21 protein-coding genes are annotated in these 18,623 nt (G+C 55.9%); 4 read left to right on the top strand and 17 right to left on the bottom strand.

Annotated features, from left to right (window positions below):
• Positions 1–249: 249 nt before the first annotated feature.
• A complete protein-coding gene (mltF, locus tag IM314_RS14960; RefSeq protein ID WP_028014088.1) occupies positions 250–1,800 on the top strand; it encodes a membrane-bound lytic murein transglycosylase MltF in 1,551 nt (516 codons plus the stop codon).
• Here the strand turns inward: mltF and tadA are convergent.
• The 4 genes from tadA to murQ are packed head-to-tail and all read right to left on the bottom strand — an operon-like array spanning position 1,688 to position 5,157.
• On the bottom strand, positions 1,688–2,227 hold the full coding sequence (gene tadA, locus IM314_RS14955) for a tRNA adenosine(34) deaminase TadA (protein ID WP_193359152.1): 540 nt from the start codon (positions 2,225–2,227) through the stop codon (positions 1,688–1,690). The genes mltF and tadA overlap by 113 nt on opposite strands.
• 24 nt (positions 2,228–2,251) lie before the next feature.
• Positions 2,252–2,887 (bottom strand): phosphatidylglycerophosphatase C, encoded by a 636-nt coding sequence (yfhb, locus tag IM314_RS14950; protein WP_028014089.1) that lies wholly within the window; start codon positions 2,885–2,887, stop codon positions 2,252–2,254.
• 3 nt (positions 2,888–2,890) lie between these two features.
• Positions 2,891–4,252, bottom strand: a complete 1,362-nt coding sequence (locus IM314_RS14945; RefSeq protein ID WP_193359153.1) for a PTS transporter subunit EIIC — start codon at positions 4,250–4,252, stop codon at positions 2,891–2,893.
• 11 nt (positions 4,253–4,263) lie between these two features.
• The gene (gene murQ / locus IM314_RS14940) at positions 4,264–5,157 is read right to left on the bottom strand and encodes an N-acetylmuramic acid 6-phosphate etherase (RefSeq protein ID WP_047364180.1); all 894 of its coding nucleotides are present in this window, start codon (positions 5,155–5,157) and stop codon (positions 4,264–4,266) included.
• A 118-nt stretch (positions 5,158–5,275) separates the two neighbouring features.
• On the opposite strand from murQ, the gene IM314_RS14935 reads away from it, so the two are divergent.
• Together IM314_RS14935 and IM314_RS14930 are read left to right on the top strand one after the other, a co-directional pair.
• A complete protein-coding gene (locus IM314_RS14935) occupies positions 5,276–6,124 on the top strand; it encodes a MurR/RpiR family transcriptional regulator (RefSeq protein WP_028014092.1) in 849 nt (282 codons plus the stop codon).
• Positions 6,125–6,170: 46 nt separating this feature from the next.
• Entirely contained in the window at positions 6,171–6,431 is a 261-nt protein-coding gene (locus IM314_RS14930) for a YfhL family 4Fe-4S dicluster ferredoxin (RefSeq protein ID WP_028014093.1), read from the top strand.
• Here the strand turns inward: IM314_RS14930 and acpS are convergent.
• The 12 genes from acpS to rseD all read right to left on the bottom strand — a co-directional run bounded on the left by acpS (position 6,428) and on the right by rseD (position 15,843).
• Positions 6,428–6,808: a holo-ACP synthase gene (acpS, locus tag IM314_RS14925; protein ID WP_028014094.1), complete on the bottom strand. Its 381-nt coding sequence runs from the start codon at positions 6,806–6,808 to the stop codon at positions 6,428–6,430. The genes IM314_RS14930 and acpS overlap by 4 nt on opposite strands.
• Positions 6,808–7,539 (bottom strand): pyridoxine 5'-phosphate synthase, encoded by a 732-nt coding sequence (gene pdxJ / locus IM314_RS14920; protein ID WP_041908673.1) that lies wholly within the window; start codon positions 7,537–7,539, stop codon positions 6,808–6,810. The genes acpS and pdxJ overlap by 1 nt, the downstream gene beginning before the upstream one ends.
• A gap of 33 nt (positions 7,540–7,572) precedes the next feature.
• Positions 7,573–8,280, bottom strand: a complete 708-nt coding sequence (gene recO, locus IM314_RS14915; RefSeq protein WP_028014096.1) for a DNA repair protein RecO — start codon at positions 8,278–8,280, stop codon at positions 7,573–7,575.
• A gap of 18 nt (positions 8,281–8,298) precedes the next feature.
• A complete protein-coding gene (gene era / locus IM314_RS14910) occupies positions 8,299–9,204 on the bottom strand; it encodes a GTPase Era (protein WP_028014097.1) in 906 nt (301 codons plus the stop codon).
• A complete protein-coding gene (rnc, locus tag IM314_RS14905; RefSeq protein WP_003860711.1) occupies positions 9,201–9,881 on the bottom strand; it encodes a ribonuclease III in 681 nt (226 codons plus the stop codon). Before rnc ends, era begins: the two co-directional genes overlap by 4 nt.
• 222 nt (positions 9,882–10,103) lie before the next feature.
• Positions 10,104–11,078, bottom strand: coding sequence for a signal peptidase I (gene lepB / locus IM314_RS14900; RefSeq protein ID WP_047364182.1), 975 nt, complete (start codon positions 11,076–11,078; stop codon positions 10,104–10,106).
• 16 nt (positions 11,079–11,094) lie between these two features.
• On the bottom strand, positions 11,095–12,894 hold the full coding sequence (gene lepA / locus IM314_RS14895) for a translation elongation factor 4 (RefSeq protein WP_028014099.1): 1,800 nt from the start codon (positions 12,892–12,894) through the stop codon (positions 11,095–11,097).
• 185 nt (positions 12,895–13,079) lie between these two features.
• Positions 13,080–13,556, bottom strand: a complete 477-nt coding sequence (gene rseC, locus IM314_RS14890; RefSeq protein ID WP_045260167.1) for a SoxR-reducing system protein RseC — start codon at positions 13,554–13,556, stop codon at positions 13,080–13,082.
• On the bottom strand, positions 13,553–14,506 hold the full coding sequence (gene rseB, locus IM314_RS14885; protein WP_041908666.1) for a sigma-E factor regulatory protein RseB: 954 nt from the start codon (positions 14,504–14,506) through the stop codon (positions 13,553–13,555). Before rseB ends, rseC begins: the two co-directional genes overlap by 4 nt.
• Complete coding sequence (rseA, locus tag IM314_RS14880; RefSeq protein ID WP_014832926.1) at positions 14,506–15,156, bottom strand: anti-sigma-E factor RseA; 651 nt, start codon at positions 15,154–15,156, stop codon at positions 14,506–14,508. The genes rseB and rseA overlap by 1 nt, the downstream gene beginning before the upstream one ends.
• A 31-nt stretch (positions 15,157–15,187) precedes the next feature.
• Positions 15,188–15,763, bottom strand: a complete 576-nt coding sequence (gene rpoE / locus IM314_RS14875) for an RNA polymerase sigma factor RpoE (RefSeq protein WP_028014102.1) — start codon at positions 15,761–15,763, stop codon at positions 15,188–15,190.
• A complete protein-coding gene (gene rseD / locus IM314_RS22140) occupies positions 15,760–15,843 on the bottom strand; it encodes a rpoE leader peptide RseD (RefSeq protein ID WP_231940818.1) in 84 nt (27 codons plus the stop codon). The genes rpoE and rseD overlap by 4 nt, the downstream gene beginning before the upstream one ends.
• Before the next feature lie 343 nt (positions 15,844–16,186).
• Here rseD and nadB point away from each other — a divergent pair, with 343 nt between their 5' ends.
• Positions 16,187–17,806, top strand: coding sequence for an L-aspartate oxidase (gene nadB, locus IM314_RS14865; protein WP_045630975.1), 1,620 nt, complete (start codon positions 16,187–16,189; stop codon positions 17,804–17,806).
• On the opposite strand, the gene IM314_RS14860 is transcribed toward nadB, so the two are convergent.
• The gene (locus tag IM314_RS14860) at positions 17,791–18,528 is read right to left on the bottom strand and encodes a tRNA1(Val) (adenine(37)-N6)-methyltransferase (protein WP_028014104.1); all 738 of its coding nucleotides are present in this window, start codon (positions 18,526–18,528) and stop codon (positions 17,791–17,793) included. The two genes, nadB and IM314_RS14860, sit on opposite strands and share 16 nt — an antisense overlap.
• Between the last annotated feature and the right edge of the window lie 95 nt (positions 18,529–18,623).

Genomic DNA, 18,623 nt, shown 5'->3' with positions numbered 1-18,623 from the left:
GCGCCGGGGCGCTTACAGTGTGCGCAAGGGGGGAAAACGGGCGTCATTATAGAGAATCCTGAGCGCCGACGAAACCGTTTGCGTCGAAATAAAATCGACTTCAGCGTTTAACAATAGATGTGACCTGTCTCTCTAATTGGTTGCCAAGTGGCGCAAGTTTACGCAAAATGCCGCTCATTCAATGACAAACCTTATGATTAACATGGCTACAGCAGACTGAGGCAACCGGCGTCGCAGAGAATTAACTAATTGAAAAAATTAAAGATTAATTATCTGCTCATCGGCATTGTAACGTTGCTGCTGGCAGTGGCCCTCTGGCCTTCCATCCCCTGGTTCGGCAAAGCCGAAAATCGTATCGCCGCCATTCAGGAGCGGGGGGAACTGCGCGTCAGTACCCTCAACTCTCCGCTGATTTACAGCGACATCAACGGCAAAATTATTGGTCTGGATTATGAGCTGGCGCAGCAGTTTGCCGATTATCTGGGCGTGAAGCTTAAAATTACCGTCCGCCAGAACATCAACCAGCTGTTTGACGACCTGGACAACAACAACGCCGATATCCTCGCTGCCGGGCTGGTCTATAACAGCGAGCGCAGCAAGAACTACCAGCCGGGCCCGACCTACTACTCCGTTTCCCAGCAGCTGGTTTATCGCGTCGGGAGCCTGCGCCCGCGTACGCTTGCCTCGATCAACGCGCAACAGCTGACGATTGCTCCCGGCCACGTAGTGATTGACGACCTGCGTGAGTTAAAGGAGAAAAAATACCCGGATCTGAGCTGGACGGTTGACCCTAAACTCGGCACAACGGAGCTGCTGGAGCAGGTCAAAGATCAGAAACTGCCCTACACCATCGCCGATTCGGTGGCGATCAGCCTGTTCCAGCGGGTGCATCCTGAAATCGCCGTGGCGCTGGACGTGACGGACGAACAGCCGGTGACCTGGTTTACCCATCTGGATGATGACCAGACCCTCTCGGCGGCCATGCTGGATTTTTATAACACCATCAATGAAGACGGCACGCTGGCGCGACTTGAGGAGAAGTACCTCGGCCACGGGGATGACTTTGACTACGTTGACACCCGCAGCTTCCTGCGCGCGGTTGACAGCGTCCTGCCTGACCTGCAGCCGCTTTTCGAAAAATATGCTCAGGAGATTGACTGGAAACTGCTGGCGGCTATCTCGTACCAGGAGTCCCACTGGGACACCCAGGCCACGTCGCCAACGGGCGTACGCGGACTGATGATGTTAACCAAAAATACCGCGCTGAGCCTGGGCGTTAACGACCGTACCGATGCGGAACAGAGCATCAGCGGCGGGGCGCGCTACCTGCAGGATATGATGGCTAAAGTCCCGGAAACCGTGCCGGAAGAGGAACGGATCTGGTTTGCGCTGGCGGCCTACAACATGGGCTACGCGCACATGCTTGACGCGCGGGCTCTGACGGCGAAAACGAAGGGAAACCCGGACAGCTGGTCAGACGTAAAACAGCGCCTGCCGCTGCTGAGCCAGAAGCCATGGTACAACAAGCTGACGTATGGCTACGCGCGCGGACATGAAGCCTACGCCTACGTGGAAAATATACGTAAGTATCAGATTAGCCTGGTCGGCTATCTGCTGGAGAAAGAGAAAGAGGCAACAGAGGCAAAACAGCTGGCGGAAAGTTATCCGGTTGTGGCGCCGGACGAGCTTAATCATCCGACAACTTCAATTCTGCCTTTTGTTGCTTTTTCTGCTGACGGCGCATTCGAAAGAAATCGCTTAATAGCCCCGAACACTCTGGTGCAAGTACCCCACCGATAGTCTGCACCTGATGATTCATTCCTGGATGACCCAGCACGTCCATTAGTGAACCGGCCGCACCGGTTTTTTCATCCCGCGCGCCATACACCAGCGTACCGATTCGGCTGTGCACCATCGCCCCGGAGCACATCACGCACGGTTCAAGGGTGACATACAGGGTGGTATCAAGCAGACGATAGTTTTGCAGCACCAGTCCGCCCTGTCGCAGCGCCATAATTTCAGCATGCGCGGTAGGATCGTGGCGGCCAATAGGACGGTTCCACCCTTCCCCAATCACCCGGTTGTTATGAACCAGCACCGCGCCCACGGGCACTTCGCCCTCGTCCCAGGCCCGTTGAGCCAGCGCCAGCGCGTGGCGCATCCAGTATTCATGATTGTGTTCTGAGGTGGACAAGGGCTGATACTCCAGTCGAAAAGCGGGCGGCATTATACACAGCCCTTACAGATAAGACTATTCGAGTTGCTGAAGTTCACCGAGGGGAGTAACGCGCCAGCGGTGCTGGCAAAAATAGAGCAGCGGGTTGTCCTGCTTGCTGTCGCTGTAGCCGCTGTAAAGACGCAGCGGCGTGCCGATGCGTTTTTCCAGCTGGACCACTTTTTCATGCCCCAGACAGCGCATCGTCAGGACCCAGCCGCCGTAGCCGCGGGAAATTTGCGTGGCGATAAGATTTACGCGCGGCAGCCAGGGGGTATCAAAGTAGACCTGCTCCACCAGCGTCTGCGGGGAGCCGGTAATCAGCCAGATATCGGCATCGTTGGCGTCAAGATAGCTGGTCAGGCGCGCCTGCACCACGGGAAACGCGGCAACGTGGCCGCGGAACCAGAGAGCGAACTCCTTTTCGAGCTGTTTGAGCCGCGCTTCGCTGTGGCCAAACGTACATCCCCACAGCAGCAGGCTCATCGGCCAGCGCGCCGCCCGGCCTTTTACCAGCAGCGCGATGCCAATGAGGGGTAAGAGCGGTAAGACGAGCAGCGCGTTCAGAGGCTGACGCCGCAGCAGGTAGCGCATAAACGTACCAAACATATCCTGCTGATGCAGCGTTCCATCCAGATCGAAAAAGACAACGCGACGCTCGTGATTGGCCAAACCTTACTCCTCTGGGTCGTTGAATCCTAACAGCCAGGTAAACAGGAACCCGGCGATCACCGCTACTAAATAGCCTAACAGATAGAGCATGACTTTTCCGGTCACGATGGTTAATGCCAGCGGTAAACCGGAGAGACCAAAGGTGATAACGGTGGCGACTTTCCAGTAGCTGATGAGTGCCCCGCCTACCGCGCCCCCCAGACAGGCCGCAAGGAACGGTTTACCCAGCGGCAGCGTGACGCCGAATATCAGCGGCTCGCCAATGCCGAGCAGCCCGACCGGCAGCGCCCCTTTAATCACTTTTTTCAGGCGCGCGTTGCGGGTTTTCATCAGGACGGCAATCGCTGCCCCCACCTGCCCGACGCCCGCCATCGAGAGAATAGGCAGCAGCGCGTTATAACCGTGCGCCTGCACCAGCTCGACGTGGATCGGCACCAGCCCCTGATGCAGGCCGGTCAGCACCAGCGGCAGGAAGGTACCTGACAGCACCGCCCCCACCAGCAGGCCGCCGCGGTCTATAGCCAGAGACGCGCCGTGGGCGATGGCGTCAGAGATCCACCCGCCGAGTGGCTGAAGGACCACAATCGCGACGCTACCGGTAATTAACGTGGTTAGCAGCGGGTTGAGGATAAGCTCAATCGAGCCAGCCAGAACCGCGCGTAGCTTTTTCTCGATCCAGCACATAAGAATAACCACCAGCAGCACGGCAATCACCCCGCCGCGACCAGGCTGGAGCGCCTCGCCAAACAGCGTGATTTGCGCCAGCTGCGGGCTGGACAAGATCCCTGCCATTACGCCGCCCATGGCCAGCGAGCCGCCAAACACCTTCGCGGTATTGACCCCGACCAGAATGTTCATAATGGCAAACACCGCGCTGCCGAAGATCCCGAGAATGCCCAGCAGGTTCGGATACTGCGTGGCAAAATCCCCGACGATATCCGGGCGCTTGAGGATGTTGATGATCCCGGTGATCAAGCCGGAAGCTATAAACGCCGGGATCAGCGGGATAAAGACGTTTGCCAGCTGTCGCAGCGCATCGCTCATGGGAGCTTTGTATTTGGCCTTCGCCTGCGCTTTGGTGCGTTCAGCGTCGTCAACCGTCACGCTTGCACCGCCGACCATCAGCGCGCGCATGGCATCGACAACCTGCGCCGCCTTGCCCGGCCCGACGATCAGCTGGTGTTGCTGCCCCTGTTTTACGTAGCCGCTGACGCCGGACAGCTTCTTCAGGCCCGGCACGTCAAGCTGGTCGTCGTTATGCACCTCGACGCGCACGCGCGTCATGCAGTTTTCCAGACGCTGAATATTTTTCTCCCCGCCTATCCCCTGCAGGATATCGCTGGCGAGCGCTGCTGTTTTGTCCATAAACGCCTCTGCTAGTTTTCTAATGCCGCCCGTAAGAAGCCGTTATGCGCGTCGAGTTTGGCTCGCGCAGCCGCCGCGTCCAGCCCGCTTAAGATCATCAAAATGGCTGGTTTTACGTCGTGATCGGTCTGCCTGAGCACCGCTTCTGCCTCTTCACGGCCCGCGCCTGTCGCCTCCATCACCATGCGGCAGGCTCTGTCCACCAGCTTGACGTTGGTGGCCTGCATATCGACCATCAGGTTCTGGTAGACCTTGCCGAACTTCACCATCGCACCGGTGGAGATCATATTGAGCACCAGCTTTTGCGCGGTCCCGGATTTCAGGCGCGTGGAGCCGGTGAGCGCTTCCGGCCCAACGACCGGAGAGATGGCGATAGCGGCCACCTGCGCAATCGGCGAGCCGGGGTTGCAGGAGATGGCGACCGTCGTGCAGCCGGTCCGGTTGGCGTATTCCAGGCCGCCAATGACGTACGGCGTGCGCCCGGATGCCGCCAGGCCGACCACCAGATCGTTCGCCGTCAGGTTCAGATCCTTCAGGTCATCCTCACCCAGCTGTTTGTTGTCCTCCGCCCCTTCAACGGCCTTCAGCAGCGCGCCGGGACCACCTGCAATCAGGCCAACCACCAGGCCGTGCGGAACGCCAAAGGTGGGCGGACATTCCGAGGCATCCAGCACCCCGAGACGCCCGCTGGTACCGGCCCCCATATAGATAATGCGACCACCGGCCTTAAGAGCTTCCGCCGCCGCATCGACCGCTTTCGCCACCTCTGGCAATGTCTCTTTCACTGCCTGCGCGACCAGCGTATCCTGTTGATTAAAGCGGTTAACCAGCTCCAGGGTGGAGAGCGCATCCAGATCCATGGTTTGCGGGTTACGCGTTTCAGAAACAAGTGAGCCAAGATTCATTTTTTGTACCTTAAGAATTTTTAATTCATAATAATCACACTATAATGGAATATAAAATTCATTCAGGCGAGCAGAATTCGTTTTTGCGCAGACAATCACATTTCCGCCGGGAGTACTCATGAACTGTTTAATTCGCATTCGCCAGCGCTACGCCGGCTTTGCTCAAAGCGACAAAAAGCTGGCGGATTTTCTGCTTTCTCAGCCCGATCGCGCCCGCCACCTCAGCTCACAGCAGCTGGCAAGCGAAGCTGGAGTGAGCCAGTCAAGCGTGGTGAAATTTGCCCAGAAGATCGGGTTTAAGGGTTTTCCCGCTCTTAAGCTGGCAATCAGCGAAGCGCTGGTGAGTAACCCGAATCCGCAGTCCATGCCGGTGCATAACCAGATCCGCGGCGATGACCCGATGCGTCTGGTTGGGGAAAAGCTGATCAAGGAGAATGTGGCGGCCATGCACGCCACGCTGGACGTGAATACCGAAGAGAAATTACTGGAAAGCGTGGCGATGCTGCGGGCGGCGCGGCGAATTATTTTAACCGGTATTGGCGCGTCCGGTCTGGTGGCGCGTAATTTTGGCTGGAAGCTGACTAAAATCGGTTTTAACGCCATCGTCGAGCAGGATATGCACGCCCTGCTGGCGACCGTGCAGGCGATGGATCCTGACGATCTGCTGCTGGCCATCTCCTACTCCGGCGAGCGCCGCGAGATCAACATGGCGACCGACGAAGCCCTGCGCGTCGGCGGCAAAATTCTGGCGATCACCGGCTTTACGCCTAATGCGCTGCAGCAGCGGGCAACGCGCTGTTTGTATACCATTGCCGAAGAGCAGGCCACGCGCAGCGCGGCAATTTCGTCCACCAGCGCACAAATGATGCTGACGGACCTGCTGTTTATGGCGCTGGTACAGCAGGATCTGGAGCGCGCGCCTGAGCGCATTCGTCACAGCGAAGAACTGGTAAAGAAACTGGTTTGACGCGTATAATGCCCGCCCAGTTTGTGTTGTTTCTGAGAATTTCCTGATGGCGCTGTTAATTACCAAAAAATGCATCAATTGCGATATGTGCGAACCCGAATGCCCGAACCAGGCGATTTCGATGGGCGACAGCATTTACGAGATTAACAGCGACCGCTGCACGGAATGCGTCGGCCACTATGAGACGCCGACCTGCCAGAAGGTGTGCCCGATCCCCAACACTATTCTGAAGGATCCGACACACGTCGAGAGCGAAGAGCAGTTGTGGGATAAATTTGTCCTGATGCACCACGCGGACAAAATTTAGCTTTCGATAATCACCGTCGCGCTGGCATAGTGGCGTTCATCTGCGATCGTCACGTGCATATGATTCACCCCCAGCTTCTCCGCCAGCTTTTGCGCTTCACCCCACAGACGCAGGCGCGGTTTGCCCAGCTCATCATTAAAAACTTCGAACTGGTTAAATGCCAGGCCGTTACGAATGCCGGTCCCGAACGCTTTGGCTGCCGCCTCTTTTACCGCAAAGCGCTTTGCCAGAAAACGCACCGGCTGCTGGTGCGCCTCCCAGATGGCCCATTCGTTATCGCTCAGCACGCGCCTTGCGAGGCGATCGCCGCTCCGGGCGATCACCGCTTCGATGCGGGCTATTTCGACGATATCGGTGCCTAAGCCCAAAATGGCCATTACTGACGCGCTTCCAGCATCAGGCGTTTCATCTCTGATACCGCCTCTTTCAGGCCGCTCATCACCGCGCGGCCAATAATGGCGTGGCCGATGTTCAGCTCGTGCATTTCCGGCAGGGCGGCAATGGCCTTCACGTTGTGGTAGGTCAGGCCGTGACCGGCATTAACCTTCAGTCCCAGGCTCGCGGCGTAGGTGGCCGCTTTGGCGATACGCTCCAGCTCTTTGGCCTGCTCGGCATCGTTTTTAGCATCGGCATAGCAGCCGGTGTGAATTTCGATATACGGCGCGCCCACGTCGGCTGCCGCTTTAATCTGCGCGAAATCGGCGTCGATAAACAGAGAAACCAGGATACCGGCATCCGCCAGGCGCTTGCAGGCATCGCGCATTTTGTCCTGCTGCCCCGCCACGTCCAGCCCGCCTTCGGTGGTCACTTCCTGGCGTTTTTCCGGCACCAGGCAGCAGAAGTGCGGTTTGGTCTCGCAGGCAATGGTCAGCATCTCTTCGGTGACCGCCATCTCCAGATTCATACGGGTGTCCAGCGTCTGACGAAGAATGCGCACGTCGCGGTCGGTAATGTGGCGGCGGTCTTCACGCAGGTGAACGGTAATGCCGTCTGCACCAGCCTGTTCAGCGATAAACGCCGCCTGAACCGGATCGGGATACGCCGTGCCGCGCGCGTTGCGCAGGGTGGCGATGTGGTCGATGTTAACGCCTAACAGTAATTCAGCCATGACAATCCTCGGTTTTCTTTCTGATGCTGTGGTCTAACGTTTGGGCATAAACTGCCTGAATAATTCGCGGCTCTTTAAGGGCTTGCCGCCAAGATACGGCTTGAGGGCAATCCGGGTAAAGCGTTTTGCTGCGCGCAGGGTATCGGCGTCCGGAAACTCGCGTTCATAAAGTGCTCTGAGCTGGCGTCCAGTAAAAGTACTGTTATCAACGACGACGCTGGCAATAAAGCCTTTTTCTTCGCGGTAGCGGTAGGTCATGGTGTCTTCCACCTCATCACCGCTGCCTGCGCAGTGCAGAAAATCCACGCCGTACCCGAGGTGGCCCAGCAGCGCCAGTTCGAAACGACGCAGGGCGGGTTCGGGCGTGCCGGTCGCACCCGCCAGAGCCTGGATACAGTGCAGATAATCGAAGAAAAGTTCCGAGAAGCGAGTCTCATGTTCAAGGACGCGGGAGATGAGCTCGTTGACATACAGACCGCTGTAGAGCGTGATGCCAGAAAGGGGAAGCGCCAGAGAGACGGCTTCAGCGCTGCGCAAGGTTTTGACTTCCCCTCGCCCGCCAAAGCGAACCAGCAGCGGCGTAAAAGGCTGTAGGGCACCCTTCAAATTAGAACGTTTGGAACGTGCGCCTTTCGCAACAAGGCGCACGCGGCCCGACTCTTCCGTGAAGACGTCCAGCATCAGGCTGGTTTCGCTCCAGGGACGACTATGGAGAACGAAGGCGCGCTGCCAACCTTCCATTATACTCGTCGTCTTGAGTTACTGATCTTCGCCGTAACCGAGGCTGCGCAGAGCACGCTCATCATCGGCCCAGCCAGATTTCACCTTCACCCACAGTTCCAGATGAACTGGCGCTTCGAACATCTCCTGCATGTCCTTACGGGCTTCGATACCGATGGTTTTGATCTTGGCGCCTTTGTTGCCGATCACCATCTTCTTCTGCCCTTCACGCTCGACGAGGATCAGGCCGTTAATGTCGTAGCCACCGCGCTCGTTGCTCTGGAAACGCTCGATCTCCACCGTCACAGAGTAAGGCAGCTCGGCGCCCAGGAAACGCATCAGCTTTTCACGGATGATTTCAGACGCCATAAAGCGCTGAGAGCGATCGGTGATGTAATCTTCCGGGAAGTGGTGAATCGCTTCCGGCAGATGCTTGCGTACGATGCCCGCGATGGTATCAACGTTCAGGCCGGTCTCAGCAGACAGCGGAACGATATCCAGGAAGTTCATCTGGCTGCCCAGCCACTGCAGGTGCGGCAGCAGGTCTGCTTTTTCCTGCACGTTGTCAACTTTGTTGACCGCGAGGATCACCGGCGTTTTGCCGTCACGCAGCTTGTTCAGTACCATTTCGTCGTCCGGCGTCCAGCGGGTGCCTTCCACTACGAAAATCACCAGCTCTACGTCGCCGATGGAGCTGCTCGCCGCCTTGTTCATCAGACGGTTAATGGCACGCTTCTCTTCCATGTGCAGGCCAGGAGTATCGACGTAGATTGCCTGATACGCGCCTTCAGTATGGATGCCGACGATGCGGTGACGCGTGGTTTGCGCCTTACGCGAGGTGATAGAAATCTTCTGCCCAAGCAGATTATTCAGCAGGGTGGATTTGCCGACGTTCGGACGTCCGACGATGGCAATAAATCCGCAATAGGTTTTTTCTTCGCTCATTCCAGCTCCAGCATTTTTAACGCCTGTTCGGCGGCAGCCTGTTCAGCCTTACGGCGGCTTGAACCTGTGCCCACCACCGGTTCACTCAGGCCACTGACCTGGCAATGGATGGTAAATTCCTGATCGTGCGCTTCGCCACGAACCTGCACCACCAGATAGGATGGCAGCGGCAGATGACGGCCCTGCAAATATTCCTGCAGGCGCGTTTTCGGATCTTTTTGTTTATCGCCCGGGCTAATTTCGTCCAGACGGGTCTGATACCAGTTAAGGATCAGCTTTTCTACGGTCTGGATATCGCTGTCCAGGAACACGCCACCAATTAATGCTTCGACCGTATCGGCAAGAATAGATTCACGACGGAAGCCGCCGCTTTTCAGTTCACCCGGCCCAAGACGCAGACATTCGCCCAGTTCAAATTCGCGCGCGATTTCAGCGAGGGTGTTGCCGCGCACCAGCGTGGCGCGCATGCGGCTCATATCACCTTCGTCCACGCGCGGGAAACGATGATAAAGCGCATTCGCAATCACGAAACTTAAAATAGAGTCACCCAGAAACTCGAGACGCTCATTATGTTTGCTGCTGGCACTGCGATGGGTTAATGCCTGTTGCAACAACTCCTGATGATGAAAAGTGTAGCCCAGCTTCCGTTGAAGCCGATTAATTACGATGGGGTTCATGCGATACCAATAAATGAATGCGTCAAAAATGCAGCACACGAAACCGACCTGAGAAAACCAACGCGGTTTCGTGTGCCGTGGCACCCTTGCAGGGCCAACCTTAAACTTCGGGGGAATATTCTATACACAACGACAGGGGATGTCGTTAGTTCAAAGAGATTTATCGAGGAAATAATTCACGTAGCCGCGAAATAACGCGGCTACGTGTTCTTTTCCTGAGAATTAATGGATTCCGCCAATACGATTCAGGCGCACGCCGGTCGGCCACTCGCCTTCCTGCTTCTCAAAACTCATCCAGATCGCGGTTGCTTTACCCACCAGATTCGCTTCCGGCACAAAGCCCCAGTAACGGCTGTCCGCGGAGTTATCGCGGTTATCGCCCATCATGAAGTAGTGTCCCGGCGGTACGATCCAGCTGGCCAGCTGCTGACCCGGCTGTTTGTAATACATCCCCACCTGGTCCTGCGCGATTGGCACGGTCAGAATGCGGTGAGTGACATCGCCCAGCGTCTCTTTGCGCTCAACCAGACGAATGCCGTTCTCTTTGGTTTCACCTTTTGGCACCTGGAAGAACCCGCTGGTCGCTTCACCGCCGTTACGACGGGCGAAAGTCTGCACGAAATCACTTGGCTCAACGTTTGAGTAGGTGATTGGCAGCGCGTTTTCACACGCGGTACCGGAGCTGCAGCCCGGCTGAACGGTGACTTCCTTCGCAACCGGATCGTAGGTCACTTTATCACCCGGCAGACCCACCGCGCGCTTAATGTAATCCAGACGCGGATCGTCCGGATATTTAAACACCACGATGTCGCCACGTTTCGGATGCCCCGTTTCGATCAGCGTTTTCTGGTAAATCGGATCTTTAATGCCGTAGGCAAACTTCTCAACCAGAATAAAATCACCGATCAGCAGCGTTGGCATCATTGATCCCGATGGGATCTGGAACGGCTCATAAATAAACGAACGTACCACCAGCACAATCGCCAGCACCGGAAACACCGACGCGCCCGTTTCCAGCCAGCCCGGTTTCGGGCCAACTTTCTTCAGGGTTTTCGCGTCAAGCGCATCGCCAGTCGCTGCCTGCGCGGCAGCCTGACGTTCACGGCGTTTTGGGGCGAAGATAAACTTATCCAGGCACCACAGCAGGCCTGTCACCAGCGTAGCGATGACCAGGATCAGGGCAAACATGTTCGCCATGCCAACTCCTTAAAGGTTATTTGCCGTCTTTACCGACATGAAGAATGGCAAGGAATGCTTCCTGCGGCAGCTCAACGTTACCGACCTGCTTCATACGCTTCTTACCTTCTTTCTGCTTCTGCAGCAGCTTTTTCTTACGGCTGACGTCACCGCCATAGCACTTCGCCAGAACGTTTTTACGTAGCTGCTTCACGGTTGAGCGGGCAATGATGTGGTTACCGATGGCCGCCTGAATCGCAATGTCAAACTGCTGACGTGGGATCAGATCTTTCATCTTCTCAACCAGCTCGCGGCCACGGTACGGCGCATTGTCGTTGTGGGTGATCAGCGCCAGCGCATCCACACGCTCGCCGTTGATCAGCACGTCCACGCGCACCATGTTGGAGGCCTGGAAACGCTTGAAGTTGTAATCCAGTGACGCATAGCCACGGGAGGTAGACTTCAGACGGTCGAAGAAGTCGAGTACCACTTCCGCCATAGGGATTTCATAGGTCAGCGCCACCTGGTTACCGTGGTAAACCATGTTAGTCTGCACGCCACGCTTCTCAATACAGAGCGTAATAACGTTCCCCAGGAACTCCTGCGGCAGCAGCATGTGACATTCTGCAATAGGCTCGCGCAGCTCGTGAATGTTGTTCAGCGGCGGCAGCTTGGACGGGCTGTCGACGTAGATCACTTCTTTCGAGGTGGTTTCCACTTCGTAGACTACCGTTGGTGCGGTGGTGATCAGATCCAGATCGTATTCACGCTCCAGACGTTCCTGAATGATCTCCATGTGCAGCAGGCCGAGGAAGCCGCAGCGGAAGCCGAAGCCCAGCGCCGTTGAACTTTCTGGCTCGTAGAACAGGGAGGCATCGTTCAGGCTCAGCTTGCCGAGCGCATCGCGGAAGTTTTCGTAGTCGTCAGAGCTGACCGGGAACAGACCCGCGTAAACCTGCGGTTTCACCTTTTTGAAGCCAGGCAGCGCTTTGTCTGCCGGGTTACGCGCGCCGGTCAGGGTATCACCTACTGGCGCGCCGAGGATGTCTTTAATCGCGCAGACCAGCCAGCCTACCTCGCCGCATTTCAGCTCGGTACGGTCAACCTGTTTTGGCGTGAAGATACCCAGACGGTCTGCGTTGTAGACCTGTCCGGTACTCATAACCTTGATTTTGTCGCCTTTACGCATGGTGCCGTTTTTGATACGCACCAGAGAGACCACGCCCAGGTAGTTATCGAACCATGAGTCGATGATCAGCGCCTGCAATGGACCATCCGGGTCGCCTTCCGGGGCCGGAATATCACGTACCAGGCGTTCCAGCACGTCGGTCACACCCACACCGGTTTTCGCGGAGCAGCGTACGGCGTCGGTCGCGTCAATGCCGACAATGTCTTCAATCTCTTCCGCCACGCGCTCAGGATCGGCGGCGGGCAGGTCGATTTTGTTCAGAACCGGCACAACCTCGAGATCCATTTCCATCGCGGTGTAGCAGTTCGCCAGGGTCTGGGCTTCTACGCCCTGCCCGGCATCGACCACCAGCAGCGCACCTTCACAGGCCGCCAGCGAGCGTGATACTTCATAGGAGAAGTCAACGTGGCCTGGGGTGTCGATAAAGTTCAGTTGATAGGTTTCGCCATCAGAAGCTTTATAGTCGAGCGTCACGCTCTGCGCTTTGATGGTGATACCGCGTTCGCGTTCCAGGTCCATGGAGTCCAGTACCTGGGCTGCCATTTCACGATCAGACAGGCCACCGCAAATCTGGATAATACGGTCAGACAGCGTCGACTTACCGTGGTCAATGTGAGCAATGATCGAAAAGTTACGTATGTTCTTCATATAGTTAAATAATTATGCCTTACGAATTCCTGGAGGCCGCTGTTCTTAGCCTGACGTTTTTCAGTGCGAAAACGCAGCATTCTACACTACATACCCGCAACCTGGAAATGCACTTAGAGCCAAGCATAGCGCGAAGAAATGGCGTTTTCTTTTTTGAGATGTAAATAATGATAAAGCCCGGTGGATCACCGGGCCTCAGAAGAGAGCGTCTCGACGCGAAGTTGGTCAGGCGCCAGCGCAACGCTCAGAATAACGGGCTGCCACTCATCGCGCGCGGCGAGCTTCGGTGAGATGCCTTTGGCAAGCCAGAATCCCCCTACGCCACCCAAAGCTGCGCCGCACATGGCGGCCACGTCGGTACCAAACAGCATCTGAAAAAGGCCGCCCATGACAAACAGCCCCACCAGCGGGGAGAGATAGACCAGCATAGCGGAACTCAGCAGACTGCCTTCCGTAATGCCCAGTTCCACCTTCTGACCCGCCACCAGCGGCTGTTCGCTCGGCACGGAGATTGTATGCGATGTCTGTGGCCCTAACTTATTTAGCACGCGACTGCCACAACCGGCTCGGGATGCGCAGCTATTGCATGAGGCTTTAACATCACAGCTGACCAGCGCAATACCATTCTGCCACGAGACGACGGTCGCCCACTCTTTAATCATTGTGCGGCCCTGAATTTAATGCTGTCTGAAATGCGCTTCGCCGTCTGCGGAGGTAATTCCCCCACAATCGTGATTTCTGCGTTATCGCGAACCGTGGTGCTGACCGTACGACGCCCGGTACGAAGCATTTGTTCAGCGCTGTTTGCCGTTGCGCGGTTGATATTCACCGAGAAGCTGAACAAGCCATCGGAATAGAGGCGTGATTCAACCGGCGTATCAATGGTGGGCAACTGACGACGGCTGCTGGACACTTCGCTAAAGCCTTGCGGTATCCAGGAAGGAACCCAGTTGAAATTAGCGGAGTCCCCTGCAGGAACAGAAAGCAGCGGCGGCAGGCTGGCCTTCGCCAGATTCTGCATGCTGTTGCCAACCTGATTGTTCACGCTGAAGGAGATGACGCGGAACTGTTCAAGCGTCTCGCCGTCGCGGTCGAGCAGGTCCACGCGCATCGGCAGCTTGGTTTCCGCATCAATCCAGACGATATAGCTGTAGCGTGTGCCATCGCGCGCAACCACGCGGATCACTTCACACAGCCTGTCTGCAATACGGGTACGCCCTACCGAAATAAAATCATAGTAAGGGGCAAGTCGTTTGAAGTCGGTATAGATAAGCGACGGTAGAGAATCAACGATATAGTCGCCATTCAGCGTGAAAGGCTCCAGACCGGGCTCGAAATAGCTGATTTCGTTGCCACGCTGGACAACTTCCCGACGCGGGCCATCCATCTGTAAAAGCTGGGCGAGCGGCTGGTTATCAAGACGGGCATGGCGATAGCGTAACGACTCGACGCCCTGCTTGTTGATGCTGATAAATGCCAACTCGTAATTGAGTGACTGGCTGGCCAGATTCATTTGCTGCAACAACGCCCCGGATGAAACATCAGCCGAGGCGTTAGCAGAGAAGAACAGGCTACCCGCCATCAGAGACATGGCGAACCAAAGTTGCTTCATTACTGCGATTGCGTTCCTAAAGTTTGGTTTCCGGGCACCTGCACAGCAGCTTGCTGAGTTTGGGCCTGCTCAAACTGAAGCTGTTCAGAGTGCAGACGACGCTGCAACTCATAATCCTGCAACATCGCATTAATGCGACGGCGCTGCTCCTGAACCTGCTGTTGCTGACCGCCGCTGGCGGAGGCATCAGCCGGTACGCCCAGACTTACCGGGCTGGCTTTGCCCATCATCGGCAGTGTGTTAAACACTGGCGCTTCTGGCTGCTGATTAGTTTCAGACTGAGTATTATAGTGCTGGACGCCAACGATAACTGCAAGCGATACGCATGCAGCCACCCCCATTTGGGTGAGCTGGCTGGCCCACGGACGCACTTTTTGCCAGAACGGCATTTTCTGCCACTGGTGCGGTGCGGGTTGCGCTTCAGGAATCAGCGGAGTGGTCTGATGAACAGGCTCATTCTCGATGGCCGCCATCACGCGGGCTGAGATATCGAAATGGAGAACCTCTCCGGTATCACCGCGCAGCGTGTCACGGATGAGATGGTAACTCTCCCAGGTCTCTTGCATTTCGGGAGAATGAGACAGCTCGTTGAGCAGCTCACTATCCAGCGTCTCACCATCCATTAAAGCGGAAAGTTTTTCTTTCTGCATGCCTAATACCTTTTCCAGTATCCCGCTATCGTCAACGCCTGATAAGCGGTTGAACTTTATTATCAATAGCTTCTCGCGCACGGAAAATTCGTGAACGAACCGTGCCGACCGGACAATCCATGATAGCGGCTATCTCTTCATAGCTCAGACCATCAAGCTCCCGTAACGTAATTGCCATGCGTAAATCTTCCGGGAGTGACTCGATCGTGCGAAAAACAATTTGTCTCAGTTCTTCTGACAACATTAAGTTCTCAGGGTTCGAAATTTCTTTCAGCGCACCGCCACTTTCGAAGTTTTCGGCGTCGATAGCGTCTACATCACTGGACGGCGGACGACGACCCTGAGCAACCAGGTAATTCTTTGCCGTATTGACAGCAATACGGTACAGCCAGGTATAAAAAGCACTATCTCCCCGGAAAGATTCCAGCGCGCGATAGGCCTTAATAAAAGACTCTTGCACCACATCAGGTACATCACCTGACGGTACATAGCGGGAAACCAGACTCGCCACCTTATGCTGGTAGCGCACCACCAGTAGGTTAAAGGCTTTCTGATCTCCCTTCTGGACCCGTTCAACCAGGACCTGGTCCGTTAACTGCTCGCTCATCCGAGGTAATGTCTCCCCAAACCTAAATTCCACGCGTTATCGAAACGCCACTCTATAACTACCGCACTTTGAGCAAGCACCAGCTTAGAGTGTCTGATCTTCAATAAGTTCCGTAACGCCTTTGTTTTTGTTCATCGCGCCGCAGACCGTTCATTTTCTCTCATTATAAGTCTGTTCACGATACGCACCACTTTCTGACAAGAAACATCTTTTTCCCGCCAGAAGAGTAACGCAACACAGGCTTTATTTCACCACAAAATCTGACGCTAACGATCTGCTTCGCAAAATAATTTCATTTATTTACCCTTCGTTTACCCCTGTCAGTGCGTTTAGTCATTGCAACTTCCATTAAAAAAAACGTGCAATATCTCGCATTCAGGTGCTATTCTGCCCCAACGCTGTTTAGTAAATTAAACAACAATCATGAATACAACACCTGAACTTCATTGTGATGTACTGATCATCGGCAGCGGCGCTGCCGGTCTCTCTTTGGCGCTGCGTCTGGCTGAACATCAGAACGTTATCGTTCTGAGCAAAGGCCCGATAAGTGAAGGCTCCACATTTTATGCTCAGGGCGGCATTGCCGCGGTATTTGACGAGACCGACAGCATTGCGTCACATGTGGAAGATACGCTGATTGCCGGGGCCGGGATCGTGGATGCGCACGCGGCAGAGTTTGTCGCCAGCAATGCCCGCCATTGCGTTCAGTGGCTTATCGATCAGGGTGTTTTATTCGATACTCAGGTTCAGCCCAACGGTGAAGAGAGCTACCACTTAACGCGTGAAGGCGGCCATAGCCACCGCCGCATCCTGCACGCCGCGGATGCTACCGGAAAAGAAGTGGAAACCACGCTGGTCAGCAAAGCGCTGAACCATCCTAACATCCGGGTCCTTGAGCGGAGCAACGCGGTTGATCTGATCATTTCCGACAAGATAGGCCTGCCCGGCACGCGTCGCGTGGTGGGAGCGTGGGTCTGGAACCGTAATAAAGAGAAGGTGGAAACCTGTCAGGCGAAGGCTGTGGTGTTGGCTACAGGTGGCGCCTCTAAGGTGTATCAGTACACCACAAATCCCGATATTGCTTCCGGGGACGGTATCGCTATGGCCTGGCGCGCCGGCTGCCGCGTGGCGAATCTCGAATTTAATCAGTTTCACCCCACCGCCCTGTTCCACCCTCAGGCGCGAAATTTCCTGCTGACGGAAGCCCTGCGCGGCGAAGGGGCTTATCTGAAACGCCCTGACGGTACCCGCTTTATGCCGGACTTTGACGCCCGCGGTGAACTGGCGCCGCGTGATATTGTTGCCCGCGCCATCGACCACGAAATGAAGCGCCTTGGCGTGGACTGCATGTATCTCGATATCAGCCATAAGCCGGCAGAATTCATTCGCCAGCACTTCCCGATGATTTACGAAAAACTGCTCAATCTTGGCATTGATTTAACACGCGATCCGGTGCCCATTGTGCCAGCCGCCCACTATACCTGCGGCGGCGTGATGGTTGACGATCACGGACGCACTGATGTAGACGGTCTGTATGCTATTGGTGAGGTCAGCTATACCGGGCTACACGGCGCAAACCGTATGGCGTCTAACTCGCTGCTTGAATGTCTGGTGTACGGCTGGTCAGCGGCGGAGGACATCACGAAGCGCATGCCTTACGCCCGTGAAACAGAGCGTTTACCGGCCTGGGATGAAAGCCGCGTGGAGAACCCGGACGAGCTTGTGGTGATCCAGCACAACTGGCATGAGCTGCGGCTGTTTATGTGGGACTACGTTGGGATTGTGCGCACCACGAAACGTCTGGAACGCGCGTTGCGCCGCATTACGATGCTGCAGCAGGAAATTGATGAATATTATGCCCATTTCCGCGTCTCCAATAATCTGCTGGAGCTGCGCAATCTGGTGCAGGTTGCCGAGCTGATTGTTCGCTGCGCGATGATGCGTAAAGAGAGCCGCGGTTTGCACTATACACTCGACTACCCGGATCGGCTTGCTGAGTCCGGCCCGTCGATACTCGCCCCGCAGGTTTACATAAACAAATAAAACGCCTGGGTCAGAGCCGTGTAATCTTCGGAGTAACGCTGGTCTGGCCCACGGATCACCATACGGTCATTAAAACACTCACCCTCTTTTGGCGAAAGCGCCAGCAGCACGCGGTGCGGCAATCGGCCTTCTGTATCAGAGATGTCAGTTCGCAAACGTAACGTCCAGCCGATCTCCTGCGCGGTAGCGATAAACGTGTTGCCCGTACTTTCTGGCAGCACCACGCAGAAAAAGCCCTCTTCTGAGATAAGCTCAGCCGCGTTGACGAGCAGCGCTTTGTGATCGAGTGAACCGGTATAGCGCGCCTGTTCACGCTCCGGTGTACCGCACTCCACGCCGGGCTCGTAGTAAGGGGGGTTGCTGACAATCAGATCGTAACGCGCCGTCTGCTCTGGCGCCCAGGCCAGCACGTCCGCACACTTAACGGTTATCCGGTCAGCCCAGGGTGACTCGGCCGCGTTTTCACCCGCCTGCCCTGCGGCCTGCGCATCCAGCTCCACGGCATCAATAGTGACATGCTCTTCAGTACGCTGCGCCAGCATCAAGGCCACCAGCCCGCTGCCGGTACCGATATCAAGAATACGCTTAACACCTGCGACAGGTGCCCATGCTCCCAATAAAATGCCGTCTGTACCGACTTTCATGGCACAGCGATCGTGAGCGACAAAAAATTGTTTAAACGTAAAACCATCGCGGCGCAGCTGCGCTTTGAGTTGAGACATGTCAGGGCAACCTTCTAAGTGAAACTGGAGTAGCATAGGGGAAAGCGAAGTGGCCGCAAAGCGATATCCATACAAACAGATGAAGATTACAGCCG

Source organism: Enterobacter cloacae complex sp. P42RS, assembly GCF_014930595.1.
Classification (GTDB): domain Bacteria; phylum Pseudomonadota; class Gammaproteobacteria; order Enterobacterales; family Enterobacteriaceae; genus Enterobacter; species Enterobacter bugandensis.
This window is presented reverse-complemented; position numbering and strand designations above follow the sequence as displayed.